The following is a 23,262-nucleotide window of genomic DNA, read 5'->3' as shown; positions in this document are numbered from 1 at the left end:
GTCTATCGAAGAGCCCCAACCCGCTAGGACATCTCACTTCTTGCATCGTGCTCTGTGCGCAATCTACGCAACCGCGATTCGAGGTCCCGCCTGTCGCGTATTAAATCTGGATCCGTCGCGTCTATCTCTTCACTTCTCATCCATTCGACTGTTTCTTCCAGTAACTCGAACTTACCGGCCCGAGTAACGAGCTCTAATGCAATATCGGATAGCGCCCGGAAATTGTATCGGTCTTGAGGATTGCGTTCGACACAACGCCGTGCGATCCGCTCGGCTTCAAGCAGCATTGCAACTCGATCCTCATCTAGTATCCCCTTGGTCAAAGTCGCCCGCCTATAGGCCAGAATCGCTCGATACCGATCAATAATGGCGTCAGAACCGATTTGCTGGATCGCCGTCGCAATCGCACGTTCGGACGCGTCTAAATCATTTTGATCCAGATGTAACCGGACAAGCCTGCGCCGTGGAGTGCGTTCAGCTGGAACGACACTTATCAATTTGCTTAAAAGTTCCTCTTTCCTGGAAACGCTAGAAAGTCTCGGTATTCCCATGTCATCGGCAGCGATCGCTCGCGCCGTTTCTAGTTCGATGTGTATAGTCGGATTCAGGCCGTCAATAAGGTTGGCGAGAAGCGTATACAATTCATCCTGGTCTGCGTATTTGTAGGTTGCGATTACGTGGGCAATGACATCATGCCGAGTGCTCCATCCGTAAAGCCCGTCTCGGTTCGATATATCGTACTCAGACACGACGGCATCCATTTGCGCCAACAGTCCAACTAGCGAACCTGCTTCGATTCCTAGTAGACGGACGACTAATTGACGGTGCACCTGAACGCCCATAGATTGCAGTGCAGCAACGTGGCGGTATACGTCTCGCGCCGCTGTATCAAGATCTGCGTATTCCTGAAGTAGGATGTCGTCGAGCCGTTCGGTATGAAATATATTTTTCAGGCAGACATACATCTCTGAGCTGCAACGTTCTCGCAAGCGCCTGATTCTGTCTTGACGTCCAAGACCAAGAAAGTCCGTTTCGACTAATGCCCGCACTGCTGGTGTGGTATCGACTAGATTGACCAACGCGTCAACATCATCGTTTGACAAAATGCTTACACGTTCTTGATTTCCATGGGTGGAGAATGCGGGCGATTTTGTACGGGTAGCCCACTGTCCCGCATTCACTGTCAGCACTAAACGCAAAAACGGACGGTCTTGTTTGGCGAGTTCAGTAGCAAGCTTATTCACTGAGCCAAAATGGCGTGCACAATCATCAACGAGGAGCATTCCCTGACGGCCAAGTTTTCGGAGCTCGACATTAACCAGTAGCCACGATTCTACATCTAAGGCGTAATGCGGAATATGCTCCCAGCACAGAAAGTTCTCAGACAACCGGCTGTACAGTAACCTGCGCGCTAGAGAGGTCTTACCGACTCCGCCGGCTCCCGCGATAACCAGGAAGAATCCTCGCCGTCCGTCTTGGGCATCACGCAGCCGTTGCTCACTGGCTCTTTCAATCGTGAAGCCGTTCTCGATGTCGGCGTAGGTCGCCGGACTGCCGTTGAATAGGCGGTTGACATCGGGTGCCAATGTGGTTGAGTGCGCGACGTTAATTGTGGTGGCGACCAGCTTGGTGGGCAAGGCCTGGTCCACACTTGTGGCTGTCGAATGGGCTAGCGCGCTTGCCGGTTGACCCTGCTGGAGTGCATAGATGAGATCATTGAGCGACCCTCCCACGACCTCAATCCCATACTGCTCAAATAAATGAGCCCTGTCGGCGTCGTATTCGTAGACTAGAAGAAAGACTCGACCAGCCCCACCCTGGGTTTGCCGTAGCGCGCCGACATCTTTAGCCATGGTTCGGAGATGAGCATCCCTTAGCGACTGACCGATTATAAGAGTGTTGTTTGTCATCATCAAGCCCTGTAGGCTTACAAACAGAGACTGCCTGTACTTTTGGACGTCGTCATAATCCCGCTCTGTTAACACCATCCGAGCTGTATTTCCGAAGCCGAGATCCTGGCTGATGCAGCCATGTATTTTGTAGAGTCTTACGGTCTCCGCGGTGTCAGTTGTACTGAAATCATAATTCGACCTTACGACTGATAGTTCTTTTCCTGCGGCGCGGTAGGAAAGTTCAACAAGCCGGTCGAAGTTGGTTGAGTAGATAGCACGCCAGGGCAGAGCTGGAATTGCTAGAAGTCCACCGGTGGGCCGCAACGGTTCTAAGATTGCTTTGACAGACCGGGCCAGTTCGGTCCGGCCGACACGGCGTTCGTAGATGCCGCATACATCCGAAAGATCGTCGGCATCGGGTTGCGGTTTGAGCTGAGAAGCAAGTTGTTTGGCAAGTGCATCGCCAGACGGTGCACCCGACGGGATCGATGCCCCAGCTCCCAACAACAAAATCGTGTTCGGAGCCTGGATCGTGGTTGCAAGTGTCTGTAGATCCAAGGTGCAAACTCCTAGGTACAGCGCCAAGTGCCGAAACACCAACCATACTCATTGGTCTTCCCAGGATGAGAGGTGACACGCGAGGCGGGAGCCCAATCGCGCAACGCTACGCGCCAGGCATCAGCTGTTCTGGGGGCTGCGCGAGCTACAGACCGACGTCGGTGACCCCGGTTTCGCCTAGGGGGCGCGCAGCGGCACACCTCGCTGAGCCAAGGCCGACGTGGTGAGGGTTTCGCGGGCCTTGGCGAAGCCGCCCGCTCCAAGACGTGCGTCTTGGTGCACGAATGCAGCGCACAGAGGGTGCCCGCCGAGGTTCGCGACAGCTTGCCGGGTCGTGATGGCGTACCCAGCGCCGTACGGGGTGGCCTTGCGAACCGCGGTCCCAGACGGCGGCATGATACAAAAGTCGCCGTCTCTATGGCCGCCTCGAAGAACGGGCCTGCACGGTAGCGCCAGGTTCTCCCTCACTGCGGCCAAGGACGTCGAACGGCCCCCGTTGTGTGAGAAGCCGGGTGACCAACTGACACTAACCTTGGCATCAGCGCCCCAAAGTGATGAGTAAGCGATGACCTACCCACAACGGTCTTACCCGAACACCATTCGACCACCAGCGAATCGTCTAAACGCACAGGTCGCAGTTACGGAGGAGCCGGGGGTCAACGCACTTGACTCCATGACACACCGTCTTGCGATTCGAGTCATCACGACTGCCGCGAAATTGAACGCGACCTGGAAAAAACACCATGATTCACTCATCACTTTGCCCTCACAGTGATGAGTAGACCTGGCACCACGACGCAAAAAAAGAGGACCCCTTGACCTGCGTTTCCGCTGGTCAAGGGGTCATTCTTGTGCGCCATCAGGGATTCGAACCCCGGGCCCGCTGTACAAGAGAGAACAATTCACGTGGATGCACTCGCGTCCATCATCGGCCCGTTGAGCTGGGTGATCGGCGAATCGAGTGACCATCGGCGTCCGCGCGAATCCGCTCGGGTGCGCCCCAAAGTGATGAGTAAAGGATGACCACCTTCGGCTGCATCTCGGTCCACCACCGTCCCACTCGAAGCCCGGGTGGTGATACCGAAAAGACATTAGGTTCGGTCTGTTCGGGGTTCCGGAGCGAGCTTACTCGCGATTATTGGGACCCTCCGCAAACTGGTTGATCCACTCTGCCGCTTCTGCAGGTGTTGAGGCCACGAAAAACGGCAATATGCCGTCACTGTCACCCACTGACTCGTGAGAGCCGGGAGCATGAAATACCTCAACCTCAAGCCCTCTTTGCGCCAGATCCTCCATCATCCACAGGAATACACGATCACCCTCTTGCTCGCCGGCTACCCAATTGCTGGCCCGCAATTTCATCGGCCAAGCACCATTGTTACCTGTTATTAAGCGAACAGCATCCAATTCCAATTGACCAATAGTGGATTTTGGTAGCCGCCCTTCAATAGCGAGCGACCAGGGCGAGTTCTTTCGCTTGTAGGCGACGGCAGCCAAAGGTGTAAAGAAGTTGCGATGCTCTACATCGAGTGATGTCCACGGCATCTCAGCGGTACCGTAGCCAACTTCCAATGTCGGGATTTCAGCATTGAAGGCGCGGACTTTCCAGTCAATTAAGCACTGACGTGAATCCAACGAATCTGTGATTGTCGCGAGAGGGTGATCAGGTCGATAATTCGGCCGGCGTTTGCTGATGAGTTGCCACCACAGACGCGGATTGACTCTCCCGACCGAGCGGCGAACATGATAGGAAAACAGGATAATGGCGGAACTTGCATCGTCCGTCGCGCGCTTCTTCTGCCAAGTTGAGGGCCAACACTGTGTGCCACTCAAGGGAGTGGCTTCGTATAGCCACTGCTCCCAGGCTGCCGCAAGACCGGACGCATACCTCGCCACATGCTTGTCGCCATACGCGGCGACATCGACCGTTGCCCGCATGATCGCATCGATGTCGTCTGCGTTCGCGTCATTCAATTCCTCGAGACCGTCCTCGATGGTCTGCTGTACCGACCTGCGGGCGACTCCCCCGGTGACACGAAAGTACGAGGACCACAAAGCCTCCTGAAATACAGCGTACGCTTTCACCTGCTGATCACGCTGCCAAGCACGACGTTCACGACGATCAGTCGCTCGCGCTGTGTATACGGCTCCAATCACAGCCCCCAGGCCGAGGGCACCCAGAGCACCCACCGGATTCGCAAGCAAACTGGCAAGGATTTCCTCCACCAAGCACCTCAGTTCATTTCGACGGCCGCAGCAGCTTATCGCAAAGACCGCTAACTCTCCGCCGCCGGAGTATTATTTAGCACAACACGTCCGCAGCAGTGTCTAGTGAAGTTTCCTGAGCACCTACGAGTTGTCAAAGAACCATAACGGCTCGTTTGATCGCGTAGAGGAGTAAAAAATCCCTGATACTTGGTGAACTTCATGACCGCTGACAGCGCTACGCAGCGCGGCATCCGACACGGAAATGACGTGCCGGACTATCGGCGTGCGCGTTCTGAAACGGACCTTCAATTCGCGCGAGAGACTTGGTGATTTTCGCGTTCGATGAGCGCCGTCACATCCGCTACTTCAACCAACAGCAGTCAGTCCTGTCGCCATCGACGCCGACAACTGGACCAAACACAGCCTTTTTCATTCCACTACATCGAGGATCGCTGAGGCGCAAGAACCAGATCCTTCAGCCTCTTCCGGAGGTCGCCGAAACCCTGAACGTTCGACATAGGCGAGTCGCTCAAGGTGAAGTCTTCACGGATCGTTCGGCAAGCCAACCGAACTGCCTCCTCCTCAAGTCGAGCTCCCCCTTCCAAATGCGATTCGATTTCATCCAGGAGCCGTGACACCGTGTGCTTACTTGCGCGCATCTTGTGATCACGCTTGAACCGATCCACGATCCGCTTCGTGATCTCCGTGATCCGTTCGCGGGAGTGCTCTTCCAACGCCTTCTCCTGTAGCAGGTTCAACTCCGCGAAAAGCGCCCCAAAGTTTCGAAACAAGTCGTCGAAATTCTCCGCACACGCCGGATCCCTGACCAACTCAGAAATTGCAAGTGCAAACTCAATCTTTCCAACCGACAGGGGTGAGTCGGCAGTAGTACTGGCGTCCAGCAGGGCCTTATGTGCCTGGTCAAAGAGCCGTAGGTTTGGGTCGAACACGAGCGGGTTCGGTAGCTCGTCGATGATTTTCCGCTTGCTCTCAGCGCTCCTGAAGGCCCCGACAAACTGGGCGAGAGCGGCCCGAGCCACACTCGCGGGCACAAGATCCTCAGGCTCGTGAATCTCAAGCACATCAACAGATAACACGGAAATGGGCAATTGATTAATCGCGAAGATTAGATCCGTGTTGAAGACGGGCTTGTCACCGAACCCGTTCTGCAGCTTACTCAGGTCTGCCCCGGCTCGATCACCGGCCTTATCGGAGTCCAAAAGAACCACAATTGCGGGGCGGTCGAGATCGCGGCTACGCGTGAGATGGACCAGGTACCGGTAGTTTCCCGCACCGTGTACCGGTACCAGCGTCAGGGCGTTAAGGTCCAGCGTCGGGAATGCTCTCGCCGCGCGCTTTATCCCTGCGCTGATGCCCGAGAACAAAATAAGGTCCGCGGGCCCTTCGACCAGGAGGTTGCATGTCCCAATGAACGTAGTATCAGCATGAAACGAAGAGAAAGCCGAGCGGAGCGGCTCGTACTTGTCGGTGGCAGCTTTCTGGACGACACGCGTCCCCTCCTCACCGAGACCCTTCTGAAGTACTCGGATCCGATGGGGGTAGTTCTTGTCGATCAAGAACGGACTATGCGTCACGTACATAACCTGCGCCGCGGGCTTACCGTCGTCAGGAAACGCGTACCGCGTAAAGACGCGCATCAGATCCTGCTGACCCATACTCGATAGATAAGCGTCGGGCTCATCCATCAACAGTATTTCGGAACGACTCGAATCCTTCGGACGATACGCCTCGCGCTGGATGAAGTAGCTGAGGAAGTACTGCATACCACCGCTGCGCTCGTCGAATGTGTATGTCTGTCCAGTTTTGTCTTTCAGTGTGAAGACAATATGAAATGCATCCTTGTGCACCTGTAGCGAAAAGTCGCGATCTTGTGACCACCATTTCTGAAAGTTCAGCGAGACTCCAAGAGCTTCGGTGACGCTCGTGGTCAGCGCTGATGTGTACCCGTCGTCCTCCGCGTCCGCATTCAGAAGCTCCGTGTACGCCTTGGAGTCGACTTCCGCGACACTTTCGAGTAAGGCGATGACAAGCGCCAGTGATTTCGCGTCTTTCTCTACCTCTACGTGTTGGCGGTCGCGTACTTGCGGCAGCATCGCATTCACCGCAGTCTCGCCGGCTTCTGTTGGGCTGTCGGATAGACGCTTAAGTTCTTTGAATAGGACAAGCCACTGGTCGCGACTTCTCGGTTGAGAACTCACTTTTCCGGCAGCCAGGTCGAACAGACTCGCGCTGGACGGGAGCACCACCTTCGAGTCGATCCGTCGAGCGGTCGGAAGTGGCAGCATGTCGACTTGCTCAGCAGTCAGGTCAAGCGTTGTGATCGAGCCACCCTCGTCCTCGAAGTACAGGACAGGTCCTGCCTGCAGCCTGAAGAACCAGAAGTCATCAGGAACATCGCGCCGTGCCACGTCGGCCAACACTGCTCGCTCTCCGTCAGTTACCTCGGTGAAGTGGCCCCCGAACTCAGGCAGCCGCATAGACCGACGCACGCCGAAGAACTTCGAGTACCGGCAAAAATCACGTGGGCGGATCTCATGGTCACCGAGCAGACACTGGATCGCAGTAATCAGCTGGCTCTTGCCAGATTCATTTGCACCAACGACGGTAGTGATATCGCGTTCTAATTCAACTCTCACAAACGGGTAGTACGACTCGCCAGCCGTGTCGTTGACTACCGGCGCTATTGGGGATGGGCCTGACTCTGCGGCCGCACCAGATCCATCAGATGGCACCTCTGCTTCATCGCCGCCCTCGCCTGCAACAGTTTGGACTTCACCAGCTTCCTCTTCGGCCTCGTAGTCCTCGACACCGGCCAGCTCGTCCCAAGGGAACTTGTTTTGATCTGTCAGGTCTTGACGGAGAAAATCGAAGTTGAAGGAACGGAAGTGCCGTAAGTAGATTGTCTCAAGGATCAACGTCTTCCCCTCGTCAGGTGACCGAGAATTTGCCGTCCCCGTTCAATCGATCTGTACGGGCTGAGCCTAGGCGATTGGTCCGACAATACCGGGCCAAATAGCAGATCTACGGGTGAGCAAGTTGAGCCTCAGCGATCCTCCGTACAACCCAAACTCTCCCTAGCACGCAGTGAGTCTTGGCACGCTCGTGACAACGAAAGAATGACTAGTCCGGCAGGTCGGTCACCAGAGACCACAGGTCAGCTGTCAGGTGCGCCAAGTGCAATTCTAGGACGAGAGCGCCAAGTGCTCTAAACACTCGTTGTCAACGAATACGGCAAGTGCAGAGATGGCCTCCTCGCGCCCACCACGAACACCGAATGCGCGTCGCATTGCTGGCGTCGGCACGCCACATTGGGTTGCGTTACGTCAGCCTCGCGGTCTGAAATCGCACCACAAATCGCTGCTTTGCGTAACCCCGAGCGGGCCTTGGAATCGGCAAGACTTACCCGGACTCCCTCGCCGATCAGCAGCGTGAGCCTAGGCATCAGGGGCTCAAAGTGATGAGTAAGTGATGACCTACCCGCCGAACACGCACCCGTACGGCGATTCGACCAGCCGCAGACCTTCTAGACACGCAGGTCAAGGACACGGATGCGCAGGACCCAACGCACTTGACTCCACGACATACGGCCCCGGGATTCAAGTCATCACGGCTGCGGCAAAATATGACGCGACGTGGGGAAACACCCCCATATTCGCTCATCACTTTGCCCTCAAAGTGATGAGTAGACCTGACACCACGGCGCAAAAAGAAGACCCCTTGACCTGCGTTTCCGCTGGTCAAGGGGTCTTTCTGGTGCGCCATCAGGGATTCGAACCCCGGACCCGCTGATTAAGAGTCAGCTGCTCTAACCAACTGAGCTAATGGCGCCGATCCGCACCGCGTGTTCTCTGCGGTGCGGGAGAAACATTAACAGCAGATGCCGCCAGATGTGAAATCGGCTGGTCAAAGCGCCTGTTGCGTCAGTTGAAGATCCTGCGAACCACGAGAACTGCCACCACTGCGCCCACTCCGAGCAGAGTGAACTTCACTGCCGGCTCGTTGAGCTTGGCCACCACGGACTGCTTGGTGTTGGCGACGATGTTCTTGGGGCTGGCACGGACGCTCAGCTCGTCCAGGGTGCTGGCGAGCTGATTGCGAGCGGCCTCGATCTCGCGCTCGATTCGGTCGGTGTCCTTGGCCACGTGTCCTCCAACTTGTTGCAAATAGTCTCGGTCGCAGTCGAGCCTAGAGCACGACGATATTTCGATAGTCTCGTGCGGTGACCGAATACAGCAAGCTCGAGCCGGGCGACACCGCTCCGGCGTTCACCCTGCCCGATGCCGATGGCAACGACGTCTCCCTCGCCGACTATGCAGGCAAGAAGGTGATCGTGTACTTCTACCCCGCCGCGAGCACCCCCGGCTGCACCAAGCAGGCCTGCGACTTCCGCGACAGTCTCGCCGAGCTCAACGGCGAAGGCCTCGAAGTCATCGGCATCTCACCCGACAAGCCGGCCAAGCTCGCGAAGTTCCGCGACAAGGAAGAGCTGACGTTCCCGCTGCTCTCCGACGAGGAGAAGACGACGCTGCAGGCGTGGGGCGCATTCGGGGGGAAGAAGAACTACGGCAAGGTCTACGAGGGCGTCATCCGCTCCACGTTCCTCGTCGACGAGGCCGGCAAGATCGAGGTGGCGCAGTACAACGTCCGCGCCACCGGCCACGTCGCCAAGCTCCGCCGCGATCTAGCTGTCTGACACTGCCAGCCGCTGCAGGAACAACGCCTCGGCGACGGCCATCTTCTCGATCTCCGTCGGGTCCACGCTCTCGTTGGGAGCGTGGATCCGGCACCGAGGTTCCTCGACGCCCATGAGCACGATTTCGGCGTCCGGCAGCACCTGAGCCAACGCGTTGCACAGCGGAATCGACCCGCCCTGCCCGGCCGTCCCCATCGGATGCCCGAACGCCTCTTCCAGCGCCTCGGACAGTGCTGCGTAGCCCGGTCCGTCGGTCCTGGCCCGGAAGGGCGATCCGACAGCCTCACGCTCGACGGTGACGCGCGCATTCCACGGCGTTCGCGCCTCCAGATGAGCCACCAGAGCATCCTGAGCCGTCTTGGGATCCATTCCCGGCGGTACGCGCAAATTGAGCCGCGCGGACGCACGCGGTGAGATCGCCGCCGCAGACCCCACGACGGGCGGGCAGTCGATCCCCAGAATGGTCAGAGCGGGCCGCGCCCACACTGCGTCGGCCACAGTGCCCGAGCCCGCCAGCCCGACGCCATCGAGCACCCCGGCATCGGAGCGGAACTGCTCCGTCTCGTACGCGACTCCGTCCCACGTCTGCACTCCGTCGAGACCGTCGACCACGGTGTCACCCTGCTCGTTGCGCAGGGTGGAGAGTACCTGCACCAACGCTGCGAGTGCATCGGGTGCTGGACCGCCGTACATGCCGGAATGCACCTCTCCCGCAAGCGTTTCCACGTGCACTACTACATTCGCGATACCGCGAAGCGTGGTCGTCACCGTCGGCGATCCCACCTTCGCGTTCCCGGTATCGCCGATGACGACCACGTCGGCGGTGAACAATTCCGGTCGCTGCTCCACGAGCGCTTCGAGCCCGCCCGTACCCGTCTCTTCCGAGCCCTCGCAGACGATCCGAACGCCGACGCCGATCGACTCCCCCAGCGCCCGCAGCGCCAGCAGATGCATGATCACGTTGCCCTTGCAGTCGGCCGACCCTCGCCCGTACCAACGGCCGTCTCGTTCGGTCAGCTCGAAAGGCGCACTGCCCCAAAGATTTCCATCTCCCGGAGGCTGGACGTCGTAGTGCGAGTAGAGCAGAACGGTCGGCGCTCCTGCGGGTGCCGGACGCGAACCGACAACGGCCAGCGAGCCGTCGACTGTCTCGATCAACTGGACGTCCGGAACTCCCGCATCCAGAAAAGCCTGCTGCACCCAGCGCGCCGCCCCGATGCATTCCTCGACCGGAAACTGTCGGGGATCGTGTACCGATGTGAACCGAACCAGTTCGGCCAACTCTGCTTTCGCACGGGGCATCGCTGCTTCGATGCTGGATCGAACGTCGACGGGTTGTGCATCGGCAGGCATGAATCCTCCAGACGAGAAAATGACAGACGGGCTCTCGCCAGTCTGTCATCACTCGTGACAGCGAATTCGCCGCCGTCTAACCGCCGGTGAGCTCCTGTTGGATCCACGCGCCGGTGTGCTGCCAGTGGCGATCCCATGCCTCCTGCTCGAGCTGCTCCTGCGACTTTCCGGGCTCGGGCACGACAACCGGAACGGTGAACTGCGGCGGGTCGACCGTCGTCGATGCCGGCGCAGGTACCGGCTGCGGGGCGGCCACGGCCTGACGCGGCGCATCCTGCGTCACCCACGCCTCCGTTGTCGGTGCGGGCGCGACATCCGTCGCTGGATCCACGGTCGGAGGAATCGCCTCGGTCGGTGCCACGGCGGGTGCCGGTCCGGCGATCCACGGAACCGGGTCGGTCGTCGTCATCGGATCCACGTGCCGTGTTGCTCCGACCAGATCGGCGTCGGCATCGCGTTGTTCGACGCTCTGCTCGGCGGTCGACTCGGAGTCACCCGGCAAAGTCGCGGCAACTGCCACACCTGCCGACAGCACACCGGCCAGCAGCACAGCCGCGAACACGAGCCTGCGACCGGAACTCCCCGACCGTGACGGCTTCCCGTCCACCGCGGGAGGCGTGGCGGGCGCAGAAACAACGGTCACCGGGAGAGACACAACGACAGCGTCGAGATCCGAAGCCTCTTTCGGCTCTGCCGACTCGTCGGACACCGGTTCGGCCACCTCGGACGTAGCGGATTCGTCGAGCTCCGATTCGTCGAAGGACGGCGCTGCAGGCACGAGGGCCGGTGTCACGGTCGCCTCCCCCGCCTGGTCGGGCACGTCCTCGAGCGCCAGAAGCGCAGCCCCACGTGCCGCGATCTGATCGGCATCTCCCACTCGCACCACGGGAACACCGAGTCCGAGAGCCAGGATGTCGACGAGGTCGCGATTGCTCGACGAGTCGCCGAACAGGGCCACGAACTCGGGCTTCTTGCCGGAGTGATCCACTACGTCCCATGCCAGTGGAATGGTGCTGCCGATGCGTTCGGGCGACATCGAATCCAGCTCGGCGGTTCTGGTAGGGGTGAACGAAGCCTCTGCTGCGTCCGCAAGAGAGATGGAAACGCCCGCCTCACCCATGTAGTACAAGAGCACTGTCTTCGCGTCGGCGAGTTCTTCCGATTGGGCCAGCCAGGTCAGAAACGACTCGGACGCCGAACACAACGTCACAGGCTCGTCGCCGAGAGCGCCGCTGAATTCGGCACGTTCCGCCTCGGATCGATACACCACGCCTACAGCGTCGACGTCGGCATCCAGGGTCGCAGCCTCGGTACGCATGATCTCGATCGCTTCGGTCAGTGCGGTGGCCGCGTCGGGGTGCAGTGGCGTCGTCCGATCGGCGAGTACCTCGCCTGAGGTCGGCTCGACAAGAATTGTCTGCATCGAGCCAGATTCGATCGCTATACCAATAGTTGCCATGGCAGTCTCCCTGTGCTCAGGGTGGAGGCGCCCGACCATGAACGTCATCCAGCGGATCAGAACGACGATCACCCTGCACGGAAATTGATTCTGTTACCTGAACCATACCTGTTGACTGTTAAATTGGTCCAGATCAGTCTTGGAGTTTGTCACAGGAATTGGAACCAGCCGTTGTCGCCAACCCCAGGTTCGTTCGAAACTCTTGCCTGCCGACCCGCAGGTAGCGGACCAGGTGTGGCTACCGGACCCGTCCGCCGGATAGCCTGACCGGGTGGAATCCTCTGCTCGTGCTCAGTCCTCGCGCCGTCTCGACGCCGCGCTCGAGTCGACGGCACAGACGCAGGAACTGATGCCGCGCCGCCGACCCACCCAGGAACGCAGTCAACGCAAATTCGACGCCCTGCTACAGGCCTCGCGCGAGTTGCTCAGCGACGTGGGGTTCGAGTCGTTCACCTGCGAGGAAGTCGCGTCGCGCGCCGAACTGCCGATCGGAACGCTGTACCAGTTCTTCGCCAACAAGTACGTCATCGTCTGCGAGCTCAACCGCCAGGACCTCGTCGGAGTACAACAAGAGCTGGCCGAATTCGACGGAGAGGTCCCGTCGCTGGACTGGGTGCGGTTCCTCAACAACTTCGTCGACCACATGGCGGGCATGTGGATGACCGACCCGTCGCGCCGTGAGGTGTGGCTCGCCATGCAGTCGACGCCGTCGACGCGTGCGACCGGAGTCATCCACGAGCGAGAATTCGCCGATCAGGTCTCGCGCATGCTCGGGCCGTTGACTCCGCGCACACCACGGCACCGCCGGAACCTCATGGCTCAGGTGCTGGTGCACATCGTCTACTCGATGCTCAACTTCTCCGTGCAGGACGGCCAGAGCCACGAGGACGCCGTCGCCGAACTCAAACGCATCATGATGGCCTATCTGCTCGTCGCCGAGAAGGAGAGCAGGCGTTCCGGCGGCTCGGCGAGCGACAACGAGCAGGCCTGAGCAACCCGAGCCCGCACAGACGAAAGGCCCGCCCGATCTCGTGGATCGGACGGGCCTTACTCGTTTCAGAGGAGACTCACTCCTCCAGGATCGCCACCGCGGCAGCGATATCGCCGTCGTGCGTCAGCGACAGGTGAATCTTGACCGTCGGCAGAAATTCCTGCGCGATGCCGTGCAGCTTGATGGACGGACGGCCCCATGCGTCGTTGACGACCTCGATCAACGGGTACGGGTTGTCGCCGATCTGCGGTGGACGCGCGAATCGCGATGTGGCCCATGCCTTCAGCACTGCTTCCTTGGCGGCCCACCGTGCTGCGTAGTGGCGCGTCGGATCGGAACTCTTCGTCGCGGCATGCCGACGCTCGCCCGCGGTGAAGCTGTCGCGGATCATCGTCGTGCCGACCTTCTCCATCTGCTCGGCGAAGTCGGACACCGTCACCAGGTCGAAACCCACTCCGATAATCGCCATCAGATGGCACCCGGCAGACCGGAGGAGTAGACATCGTCCTCGCCGAGGCGAGCGGACTCGTTGAGCAACACGTGTGCCTCCAGTTCGCGTGACGCCTTGGCCGGCGTCCCGTCATGTCCCAGCCGTCGATCGTCGGGCCGCTCGTACAGGGAGTCGCCTCCCACCATCGCGGAGATCAGCCTGCGCTGACCGGCGATGCGACGCTCGTTAGCCTTGGCGACGTACTCGGCGCGTCGATCCGCCGGAACGGCCTCGATGAACGCCTGCGGGTGCACCAGGGCGATGAGTCCGGACACGTGCCCGAACCCGAGCGAGGTGAGCAGACCCGCCTTGAGCGGAACCGAGTCGCCGAAGCGCAGCGGCTCGCGAGCCCACACCAGGTGCTCGAAGCCGGTCATCTTGTCGTCGACGCAGTCGAGGCTGCGGTTCGGCGGGATGACGCCGTTGGCCAGCACCTGGCACAGGCCGATCAGCTGCCAGGCAGCCGCTCCACCCTTCGAGTGTCCGGTGAGGCTCTTCTGCGAGACGACGAACAGCGGAGCGCCGTCCGAGCGGCCGATGGCCTTGGCGAGGCGGGTGTGCAGTTCCGCCTCGTTCGGATCGTTGGCTGCAGTGGACGTGTCGTGCTTGGAAATCACGGCCACGTCGTCTGCACTGACGCCGAGTGCGTTGAGCGAGAGCGCAAGTGCCGAATCCTTGCCGCCACGACCGGCACTGAGCGCGCCGAGTCCCGGAGCCGGGATGGAGGTGTGCACTCCGTCGCCGTACGACTGTGCGTACGCAACGACTCCAAGAACCGGCAGGCCCATCTCGAGTGCCAGATCACCGCGTGCGAGCAGAATCGTTCCGCCGCCGTGCGATTCGACGAATCCACCACGCCTGCGGTCGTTGGCGCGGGAGAAGCGTCGATCGCTGATTCCCTTGGCGGACATCGCTGCCGAGTCCGCGGTGGCCGACATGTCACCGAAGCCGATGATGCCTTCGGTGCTCAGGTCGTCGAATCCGCCGGCGACCACGAGCTGAGCCTTGCCCAGCTTGATCTTGTCGACGCCTTCCTCGACCGAGACCGCAGCGGTGGCGCAGGCGGCAACGGGGTGAACCATCGCGCCGTAGCTACCGATGTACGACTGGACCACGTGCGCAGCAACGACGTTCGGCAGAGCCTCCTGCAGAATGTCGTTCGCACGAGCATCACCGAGCAGGGTATCGATGTACAGCGAGCGCATGGACTCCATGCCGCCCATGCCGGTGCCCTGAGTGTTGGCGACCAGAGTGGGGTGCACCCAGCGCATCAGTTCCGACGGGTTGAAGCCCGAGGAGATGAACGCGTCGACCGTGGTGACGATGTTCCACAGGGCGACACGGTCGACCGAGCTGGCCATGTCGGGCGAGATGCCCCACTTGGTGGGATCGAACCCGGTCGGAATCTGTCCACCCACGGTGCGGGTGAGCTTCATCTTGCGCGGAACGCGAATCTCGGTGCCCGCCTTGCGGGTGACCTGCCAGTCGCTCGAATCCGGAACCGGTGTGATCAGCGTGTGCTCGGGATCCGCTGCTGCGAACGACCGGGCATCGATCTCGGTTCCGACCACGAAGGTGAGGTCGTTGTCGAGGAAGACCGAGGTCATCAGCGGAGCGGTGTTGCCGACCATCGCGCCGTCGTCGCCGTAGGTGCGGATACCGCACTTCTCGACCACGATGTCGTGGTACTTGTCGGCGATGTCCTCCTCGGGCACCAGGTCACCGGACTCGATGTCGTACCAACCCGGCTTGGGATCGTTCTCCCAGGCGATCAGGCCGGTGTTCCATGCGAGTTCGAGAACGCCTGCGGCAGAGAGCTGCTCGTCGACCTCCATCTCGAAGCGGGTACGCGCCGAACCGTACGGTCCGAGCTCACCGGCCCCGACGATGACGACCAGGTCCTTCGGGTCGACGTCCAGTGTCGGCCACGCCGGAGCGGTGGTCGACGTCGACAGCCGCGGCGGTGCGGGCAGTGCCGCGATGACCGAGTTGTCCACTGTCTCTTCGGTCTTCTCGGCCGCGGCCGCAGCGGCGTCCCGAGCGAGTTCGACGAGGTTGAGCTTGGTGCTGGCCAATCCGCCGGTGAGATCGGCGACGATCGGCTCCTGAGCGGCCTGACGACGAGCGTCAGGCGTGCACAGCTGCAGCAACTCGGTTGCCATCTCGTCGGTCGACCAGGTGCGCACACCCTCGGCCTCGACGGCCTCGACGATGGGATCGTTGCCACCCATCAGGCCGGTGCCACGCACCCACCCGATGTGGGCGTGGGCGATGGACACCCGCTCGGCCCAATTCTTTTCCGAGCCCCACTTGGCGACAACAGCGTCGAGTGCAGCCTTCGATTCGCCGTAGGCACCGTCGCCACCGAACATTCCACGGTTCGGCGATCCCGGCAGCATCACGTGCAGGTGGGTGTCGATGTCGGTGTCGTAACCGACCTTCGCCAGTCCGGTGATCAGACGCTCGACCGACCAGAGCAGCACGCGCATTTCCATCTCGGCGCGAGCACCGGCATCGGACATCTCGCCCATGACCCGAGGTGCGGCGAACGGGAACAGCATCGTCGGCGTGGTTGCGGCCTTGACCAGAGTCTTTGCGCCACCGGCAGTGTCGATGAAGTCGCTGCCGATCCACTCGATGAGTGCATCGACGTCGGTGTACGACGCGATGTTGGCCGGAACCACCCACAGCGACGCTCCGCTACGTGCGTTGTCGCGGTAGAGCGAGCGGTAGAAGCCCAAGCGCTCGTCGTCGAGCCTGGAGGTGGTGACGAAGACCGTCGCTCCCCCGGCCAGCAGCTTCGCGGTCACCGCTGCTGCGATGGATCCCTTGCTGCCACCGGTGACGACGGCGACCTCGTCGGCCCACTGGCCCTTGTCCTCGGATGCGACCGCGATGCCGGAGATGCGTCCGAAGGTCTCGGCGAGCACGGTCCTGTTCTCGTAGTCGGCCTTGGCCTTCCACCACTGTGCTTGAGCTGCAACGGCATTGCCTGCACCGGCGAAGGACTCGACGGCGACATCACCTGCGGTACCGAGCCACAACCGGGCCAGATCCTCACGGGCAGTTGCCCACCGGTCGTCGATCAGGACGGCGCGCTTGGCGTCGAACGCGGGAGCGACCAGGCGAGGCCAGTCCGATCCGAGTTCGGCCGAGACCAGCTCGACCAGAGCGGCGTCGGGATCCTCGGCCAGCAGGGCGTTGGGTGCATCAGCCAGTCCGAGCTGTTCGAGCACCAACCGGGCTGCGGAGGCGAGAACGCCGTCGCGGCCGGTGATGTGCTCGGTGAACTCACCCAGAGCAGCAGCGTCGACGGTTCCGCCGGCCCCACCGCCTGCTTGCGGCATCGAGACTGCGACGCCGCGACGTGCAGCCACTGCAGCTACTGCCGCATCGATGACGTTGTCGACAGCATTGCCGTCGGCGAGAGCGCCGTCGGCCAGACCGCCGAGTGCACCGCCGCGGACCGAGGCACCGTCACGGGTGCCGAGGGCTACCTCGGCGGTGACGTGATGCGCCCAGCCGTCGCCCAATTCCCAGGTCTTCTTGACGCGATCGGCGATCGAGGCCGGGCGCCGACCCGAGGGGCCGAAGACCTTGCGGAGGTGATCGTTGATCGAATCGCTCAGCACCGGGCCGAACGGCTTGTAGGTACGAGCCAACTTGTTGACCGTGCCCGAGAGCGCGCCCATGTCTGCATCGGCTGCGCCGTCGATGGCACCGAGCGAGAGCTCGGAGCCGAGGTCGACGAGCAGCTGATTGCGGCGTGAGGACACGCCGTCGCACAGCGCCTCGATGGTATCGGCGGGCCCGATCTGATCGAGCTGCAGTTTGGTCCACAGCCCGATGAGGATCTTCGTCGCGTCGGCAGCGACGAATGCGATGTCGTCCGGGCGAGGTCCGCCCGACGGTGCCGCGACCGGAGCGGGTGCTGCGGCGGGTGCCGCTGTTGCTGCCGGAGCCGCGGCGGCCTCGGGAGCGGGAGTTGCCTCGTCCTCGTCGGCCGGAGCCGGGTCGGTGTCGGTGCCGTAGACGATTGCGGCTTCACGTTCGAGGTTGAGCACCTCTACCGGGTGACCGAAGCGGCCGGGCAGCTTGAGGGTCTGCGACGCGAGGTTGGCGACGGTCGGCGTTGCACCGAGACCGATCTCGACGAAGCGCTCGACACCCATGCCGCCGTCGGACTCGTCGGCGAACAGCAAGTCCTGGGTCTCGATCCAGCGGACCGGGCTGGCGAACTGCCATGCCAGCAGCTCGGTCAGGATCACGCGGCACAGATCGCTCGGCCGTGCGGCCCACGAATCGAAATCCGCGAGAACGGTGTTCAGCGGCTCGGACGGCACCAGATCGGCGATCTCCTGGACGAACTCGCGGTCGAGCGAGAACGGCTTGGGCACCAGGTTCGGGATGTAGCGCCCCACCAGGATCGCCGGATCCAGCTGCTCGGGAAGCAGGGTCTGCAGGCGGTTGCGGAAGTCGTCGACTCCCCCGCGCAGCACGGTCGAGTGGAACGGCACGTCGATGCCCGGGACCATGATGTATGCGGCCTTGCCACCGAACTCTGCCCGGCGAATCGCGATCTTCTTCTCGAGCTCGCCGAGGCCGGCGACCGTGCCTGCGATGGCGTACTGCGAACCGCGCAGGTTGAGGTTGACGATCTCGAGGAATTCACCGGATTCTGCTGCGACACCGGCGACGAAGCCCTGCACGTCCTCGTCGGCCAGGCCGATCTGAGATGGGCGAATGGCTGCCATGCGGTAGTCGCTGCGACCGTTCTCGTCACGGGGAACGAGTGCGTGCATGGCCGAGCCACGCTGGAAGACGACCTCGAGGACGGCTTCGAGCGGGAGGACACCGGCGACAGCGGCAAGTGCGTTGTACTCGCCCACCGAGTGGCCGGCGAGGATGGAGTTCTCCACGAACGCGCCGGATTCACGCAGTTCGGCAACCTGTGCGACACCGAGAACGGCCATCGCGACCTGGGTGAACTGGGTCAGGTGCAGCACACCGTCGGGGTGCTTGTGCGTGACGCCGCGCGCCTTGAGGGTTGTCGGGTTGTCGCGCACCACAGCGAGAATCGAGAATCCGAGCGCGCTGCGGGTGTGCTTGTCGGCACGCTCCCACACCTCACGAGCGGCCTTCGACCGAGCCCGTGCGTCCAGTCCCATACCCGGGCGCTGGATGCCCTGGCCGGGGAAGGCGTAGACGGTCTTCGGCGCTGCGGTGCGAGCAGTGGCGACCATGACGAGCTCGCCTGCGACACGGCAGGACACCTCGACGAGCTCGGCACCCTGATCGAATCCGGTGCGGTCGACGCGAACGTCGATCTCGGCTCCCGGGCGGACCATGCCGAGGAAGCGTGCGGTCCATGCAGTGAGGCGACGCGGCGGAGTCTTGGTGTCCGCGTGGTCGACTGCGGTGACGGTCTGCTGGGCAGCTGCCGAGAGCCACATGCCGTGCACGATGGGGCTGCCGAGACCGGCGAGCAATGCCGCGGCGTCCGAGGTGTGAATCGGGTTGTGGTCGCCCGAGACCTGAGCGAACGCAGCCATGTTGCGCGGGGCCACGATGGTGGCCTGACGACGGCGACGACGCGGGGTGTCCTTGGCGTCGGCGCTGAGGGATCCGCCGGCGCGAGCCGGATCTGACAGCTCGCCCTTACCGGTGCGTCCACGAATCGCGAAGCGCTCCACCAGAGTTGCGACGGAAGGGGCATCGAGACCCTCGCCGAGCATGGCACCGATCTCGACGGTGACCTCGACGACGCGGCCGAGGTCGGTGTCGAGCACCTCTCCGGCTGCGGCCTTGACCACGAGAATGGAGGTGTCGGTGGGCAATTCACCGACCAGGTTGACGCTGTGATCGAGGTGCACCAGGTCGAGCATGCCCTCGATGACGTCGATGCCATCGGCGTTTCGGGTGGCACCCAGGACGGCGAAGACGGCCGGCCAGCAGGCACCGACGAGGACGTCGGGAACGGCCTTGCCGCTGACGGTGAGCGTGTCCGGGAGTCCGGATCCGGTGACGCCGGCGTGGTCGGCGATCAGATCGGGGATCCACGCGATGTTCAGCCGTGCGACACCGCTCTTGACGGCCGGAAGTTCCTGACCTGCAGCAACTCCGAGCAGAGCCGACATGGCCTGCTGGGCGTCCTGTGCGGTGACGACGGGAGCGCCGCCGTCGATCGTGGAAGCGGGCACCGTCAGACGGATGCGTACTTCCTTGCCCGGAGCGAGTGGAACCAGCAGCTCCACGTGCTCGGCATCGAGCACGGTCAGCGAGGAGCCGGTCTGCGGATGCGAGGCGACCGAATCGGAATCGACGGTCCACTCGGCCGGATCGCCCAGGCGCGCAACGGGGTTCTGCGTCATACGCGAGGCCCAGGTGACGTCGGGAGCTGCCAGCACGATGCCGAGCAGTCCGGGTGCGATCTCGGCGTGGCGACGGCTGGCGATGGCCGACGGCTCGACGCCCTCGGCGAGAAGCTGGTCCGCAGTGGCCTTCTCGAACCGGTTCAGCAGTTCGCCGACCGGCTCGTCCACGCGGGTGATGCCGGCGACGGCAACGGTTCCGGGGATGATGCAGACCTGATCGGCGGAGTAGCGAGCGTCGTGTGCCTGCCACAGCGAGTCACTGCGCCACCAGCGGCGCACGTCGCCGTCGACGACGGGGACGAAGTTGACCGGCTTGCCGGGCATGCGGCACAGCGAGGTGAAGAAGGTGATGTCGGCCGGGTGCAGCACCACGTCGGCGGCGTCGGGGAACTGTGCCAGCAGCGACTTCAGTGCTGCACGCGGACGTTCGAGAACCTCGGCGTCGGCGAACAGGGTGGGGATGGGTCCACGATCGACCGGGTGCAGACGAGCCTCGGCGCGCTGCAACATCTCCAGGAAGCGGGTGCGCCACGTGATGTCGAGCCAGACCGATTCGCGGGCCTCGGACACGGCGTCCGTGAACTCACCGCCGCAATCGAACTCGCTGCGCGAGTCGGTGCCGATGGCCAGGTCCAGGTAGCGAACGAGCCACTGCTGGTAGGTCATCTCGGCGACGTCACCGAAGAACGGCTTTGCGGTGCCGTCGAGTGCGGCGATGATCTCGTCGCGACGCTCGGCCACGGCGTCGGCGTTGCCTGCGACCTCGTCGAGCAGTCGACCGCAACGCGATGCCGCGTTGTCGATCTCGTGGATGTCGGCACCGAGCTGGCTACGGCCCGAAGCCATTCCGCCGTTGGCGGTTCCGGCACCGACCCAGTCGGGAGTTCCCGGTGTATCGACCAGAAGCTGCTTGACCTCGGGTGCCGTGGTGGCTTCGAGGGTGGCCATGGCTGCGGTTCCGACGAGGATGCCGTCGAGCGGCATCTTCGGGTAGCCGTAGACGGCCGACCAGGTGCCGGTGAGGTATTCCGCTGCGCGCTCGGGGGTTCCGATACCGCCGCCGACACAGATGACGAGGTTGGGCCGCGACCGCAACTCTGCGTACGTGGTCAGCAGCAGGTCGTCGAGGTCCTCCCACGAGTGGTGTCCGCCTGCGCGACCACCTTCGATGTGGACGTTGACCTGGTAGGACGGCACCTCGTTGGCGATGCGGATGACAGCGCGAATCTGCGCGACCGTGCCGGGCTTGAACGAGACGTAGCTGATGCCGGCCTCGGACAACTCTTCGATGAGAGCGACTGCCTCGTCGAGCTCGGGGATACCTGCGGTGACGACGACGCCGTCGATGGCGGCACCTGCTGCGCGAGCGCGCTGCACGATGCGGCGACCGCCGAGCTGCAGCTTCCACAGGTAGGGATCGAGGAACAGCGAGTTGAACTGGATGGCGCGGCCGGGCTCGAGGAGAGTGGAGAGCTCCGCGACGCGATCGGTGAAGATGTCCTCGGTGACCTGGCCGCCACCGGCGAGCTCGGCCCAGTGGCCTGCGTTGGCCGCTGCGGCAACGATCTTCGCGTCGACCGTCGTCGGCGTCATGCCGGCGAGCAGGATCGGTGAACGTCCGGTCATCTTGGTGAAGGAGGTCTCGACCACAACGCGGCCGTCGGGCAGCGTGACCGGCTTGGGCGCAAAGGCAGACCATGCGGGCTGCACCTCGGGTGCGGCTCCCGGAGTGAGTAGATTCCGGTGTCCCCCGCGTGAGGATGCGGCGATGATGCCGACGCCCTGTCCGCGGAGTGCCGGAGTGGTCATGCGGGTGAGCAGGTCGCCCGGACCGAGGTCGAGGATCCAATCGGCACCGGCGTCGACAACGCCGTCGATGGCGTCGACCCAATCCACGGAGTCGACCAGGATCTTCTGTGCGAGGCCGCGAGCAAGCTCGACGTCGAGTCCACAGCGCTGAGCCCAGGCGCTGACGAGTTCGACAGCGTCCTCGAGAGCGGGGTGATGGAAGCCGATCTCGACCGGAAGCTGCTCGAAGACCGGAGCGAACACGGCTCCGCCACGCTTCTTGGCGTCGCGCTCACGCTCTTCCTCGGCAGCGATCTGCTCGCACTTCTCCTGAACGCGAGCCAGCTGGGCCGGCGGTCCCGAGAGTACGACGCGACGACGACCGTTGCGGATGGCGAGTGCGGCGGATCGCTCCGGCGCTCCGACGATCTCGAGGTCGGCGATTATGGCCTGCAGGCGTTCGGGCTCGACGTTGGCGACCGAGACCATCGGCGCACGGTCGCCGGCTCCGATGATTCCGCGGCGGCGGCCGACGAGACCCGCTGCTGCACCCACGAGCTGAGCGATCGCGAGGAAGTTCGCATCCTGCGCGCCGTCCGCAGCGACGGACTCGGCAGCGATGAGCCCCTGCGAGTGTCCGACCACCTTGACGGGAGGGGTCTGGGAGGGATCGAGTCCCTGCAGCTTCAGCGCACGCAGTGCTGCGACCTGGGTGAGGAACACTCCGGGAAGCGAGACTGCGGCTGAGGTCAGCGCAGCCTCGGACGGTCCGTACGAGCCGACGGTGTCGTCGTCGGCGAGATCCTGCTCGAGCATCCAGCCGATGGGGTCGAATCCGACGGAGCGGACGACCAGTAGTTCGTCGGAGACGGGCGCGAGTACGGCTGCAGCCTCGTTGACGAGATCGGTGAGTTCGGGCTCGAGTGCGGAGTCGCGGGCCAGCTCTTCGAGGGAGCTGAGCCACGGTGCACCCTGGCCACCGAATGCCAGAGCGTAGGGCTCACCCGCGGCGAAACGATCTGCCAGAGTCCGAGAGCCGCCATTGCTTCTAGGGGATTTGCCTGCGTTGCCGTTGCCCCGCGTGCCGCGTCCGTGTGATGGTGTGCTCTCGTTGATCGTCAAGGCTGAAGATTCCTCTCGTGGGCGCCTCGGGGGTCGGGGCGCTCGCTGTGATGGCTGCCCGAGTGCGTCGTGGGCTTTCGCGGCAGAAGCAGTGAGCCGGTCGTCGTCGACAGGTCTCTCCGCGCTGCTCAAGATTGACACAAAATCATGAGGAAATCCTCAGGTTTGCTCGGACGTCCGAGTGCTACCAGCGAGTACGCCCCGTCGGGCGGCATTACTTTTTGTTTACCCAACTCGTCGGTAACCCACATTCACGCTGGCGAGGGGATCGCCCCGGCGCGGAGAACATGAGGAAACCCTCGCATTTTTCGTT

Annotated in this window: 11 protein-coding genes and 1 tRNA gene; 2 read left to right on the top strand and 10 right to left on the bottom strand. The window is 62.4% G+C overall.

Annotated elements, in window-relative coordinates:
* Positions 1-23 precede the first annotated feature (23 nt).
* The 6 genes from BH93_RS10350 to BH93_RS10325 form a co-directional block, all read right to left on the bottom strand.
* Positions 24-2,450 (bottom strand): SIR2 family NAD-dependent protein deacylase, encoded by a 2,427-nt coding sequence (locus BH93_RS10350; protein ID WP_165712686.1) that lies wholly within the window; start codon positions 2,448-2,450, stop codon positions 24-26.
* A gap of 177 nt (positions 2,451-2,627) precedes the next feature.
* A complete protein-coding gene (locus BH93_RS10345; RefSeq protein WP_155291119.1) occupies positions 2,628-2,846 on the bottom strand; it encodes a hypothetical protein in 219 nt (72 codons plus the stop codon).
* A 729-nt stretch (positions 2,847-3,575) separates the two neighbouring features.
* Positions 3,576-4,676 (bottom strand): hypothetical protein, encoded by a 1,101-nt coding sequence (locus BH93_RS10340; protein WP_037177167.1) that lies wholly within the window; start codon positions 4,674-4,676, stop codon positions 3,576-3,578.
* A 419-nt stretch (positions 4,677-5,095) separates the two neighbouring features.
* Positions 5,096-7,594, bottom strand: coding sequence for an AAA family ATPase (locus tag BH93_RS10335; RefSeq protein WP_037177165.1), 2,499 nt, complete (start codon positions 7,592-7,594; stop codon positions 5,096-5,098).
* Positions 7,595-8,430: 836 nt separating this feature from the next.
* Positions 8,431-8,507, bottom strand: a tRNA-Lys gene (locus BH93_RS10330).
* 92 nt (positions 8,508-8,599) lie between these two features.
* Positions 8,600-8,821, bottom strand: a complete 222-nt coding sequence (locus BH93_RS10325; RefSeq protein WP_032375974.1) for a DUF3618 domain-containing protein — start codon at positions 8,819-8,821, stop codon at positions 8,600-8,602.
* Positions 8,822-8,898: 77 nt separating this feature from the next.
* On the opposite strand from BH93_RS10325, the gene bcp reads away from it, so the two are divergent.
* On the top strand, positions 8,899-9,372 hold the full coding sequence (gene bcp, locus BH93_RS10320; protein ID WP_037177163.1) for a thioredoxin-dependent thiol peroxidase: 474 nt from the start codon (positions 8,899-8,901) through the stop codon (positions 9,370-9,372).
* On the opposite strand, the gene BH93_RS10315 is transcribed toward bcp, so the two are convergent.
* Positions 9,361-10,725, bottom strand: a complete 1,365-nt coding sequence (locus BH93_RS10315) for a dipeptidase (RefSeq protein ID WP_037177162.1) — start codon at positions 10,723-10,725, stop codon at positions 9,361-9,363. The genes bcp and BH93_RS10315 overlap by 12 nt on opposite strands.
* A 76-nt stretch (positions 10,726-10,801) precedes the next feature.
* Entirely contained in the window at positions 10,802-12,184 is a 1,383-nt protein-coding gene (locus tag BH93_RS10310) for a hypothetical protein (RefSeq protein ID WP_165712681.1), read from the bottom strand.
* Positions 12,185-12,533: 349 nt separating this feature from the next.
* On the opposite strand from BH93_RS10310, the gene BH93_RS10305 reads away from it, so the two are divergent.
* Complete coding sequence (locus BH93_RS10305) at positions 12,534-13,175, top strand: TetR/AcrR family transcriptional regulator (protein WP_371829127.1); 642 nt, start codon at positions 12,534-12,536, stop codon at positions 13,173-13,175.
* 76 nt (positions 13,176-13,251) lie between these two features.
* Here BH93_RS10305 and acpS read toward each other — a convergent pair whose 3' ends face one another.
* Together acpS and BH93_RS10295 are read right to left on the bottom strand one after the other, a co-directional pair.
* Positions 13,252-13,644 (bottom strand): holo-ACP synthase AcpS, encoded by a 393-nt coding sequence (gene acpS, locus BH93_RS10300; protein WP_037177160.1) that lies wholly within the window; start codon positions 13,642-13,644, stop codon positions 13,252-13,254.
* Positions 13,644-22,949, bottom strand: a complete 9,306-nt coding sequence (locus BH93_RS10295; RefSeq protein WP_037177158.1) for a type I polyketide synthase — start codon at positions 22,947-22,949, stop codon at positions 13,644-13,646. The genes acpS and BH93_RS10295 overlap by 1 nt, the downstream gene beginning before the upstream one ends.
* Between the last annotated feature and the right edge of the window lie 313 nt (positions 22,950-23,262).

Source organism: Rhodococcoides fascians A25f (assembly GCF_000760935.2).
In the GTDB taxonomy this organism is placed as follows: Bacteria; Actinomycetota; Actinomycetes; order Mycobacteriales; family Mycobacteriaceae; genus Rhodococcoides.
This window is presented reverse-complemented; position numbering and strand designations above follow the sequence as displayed.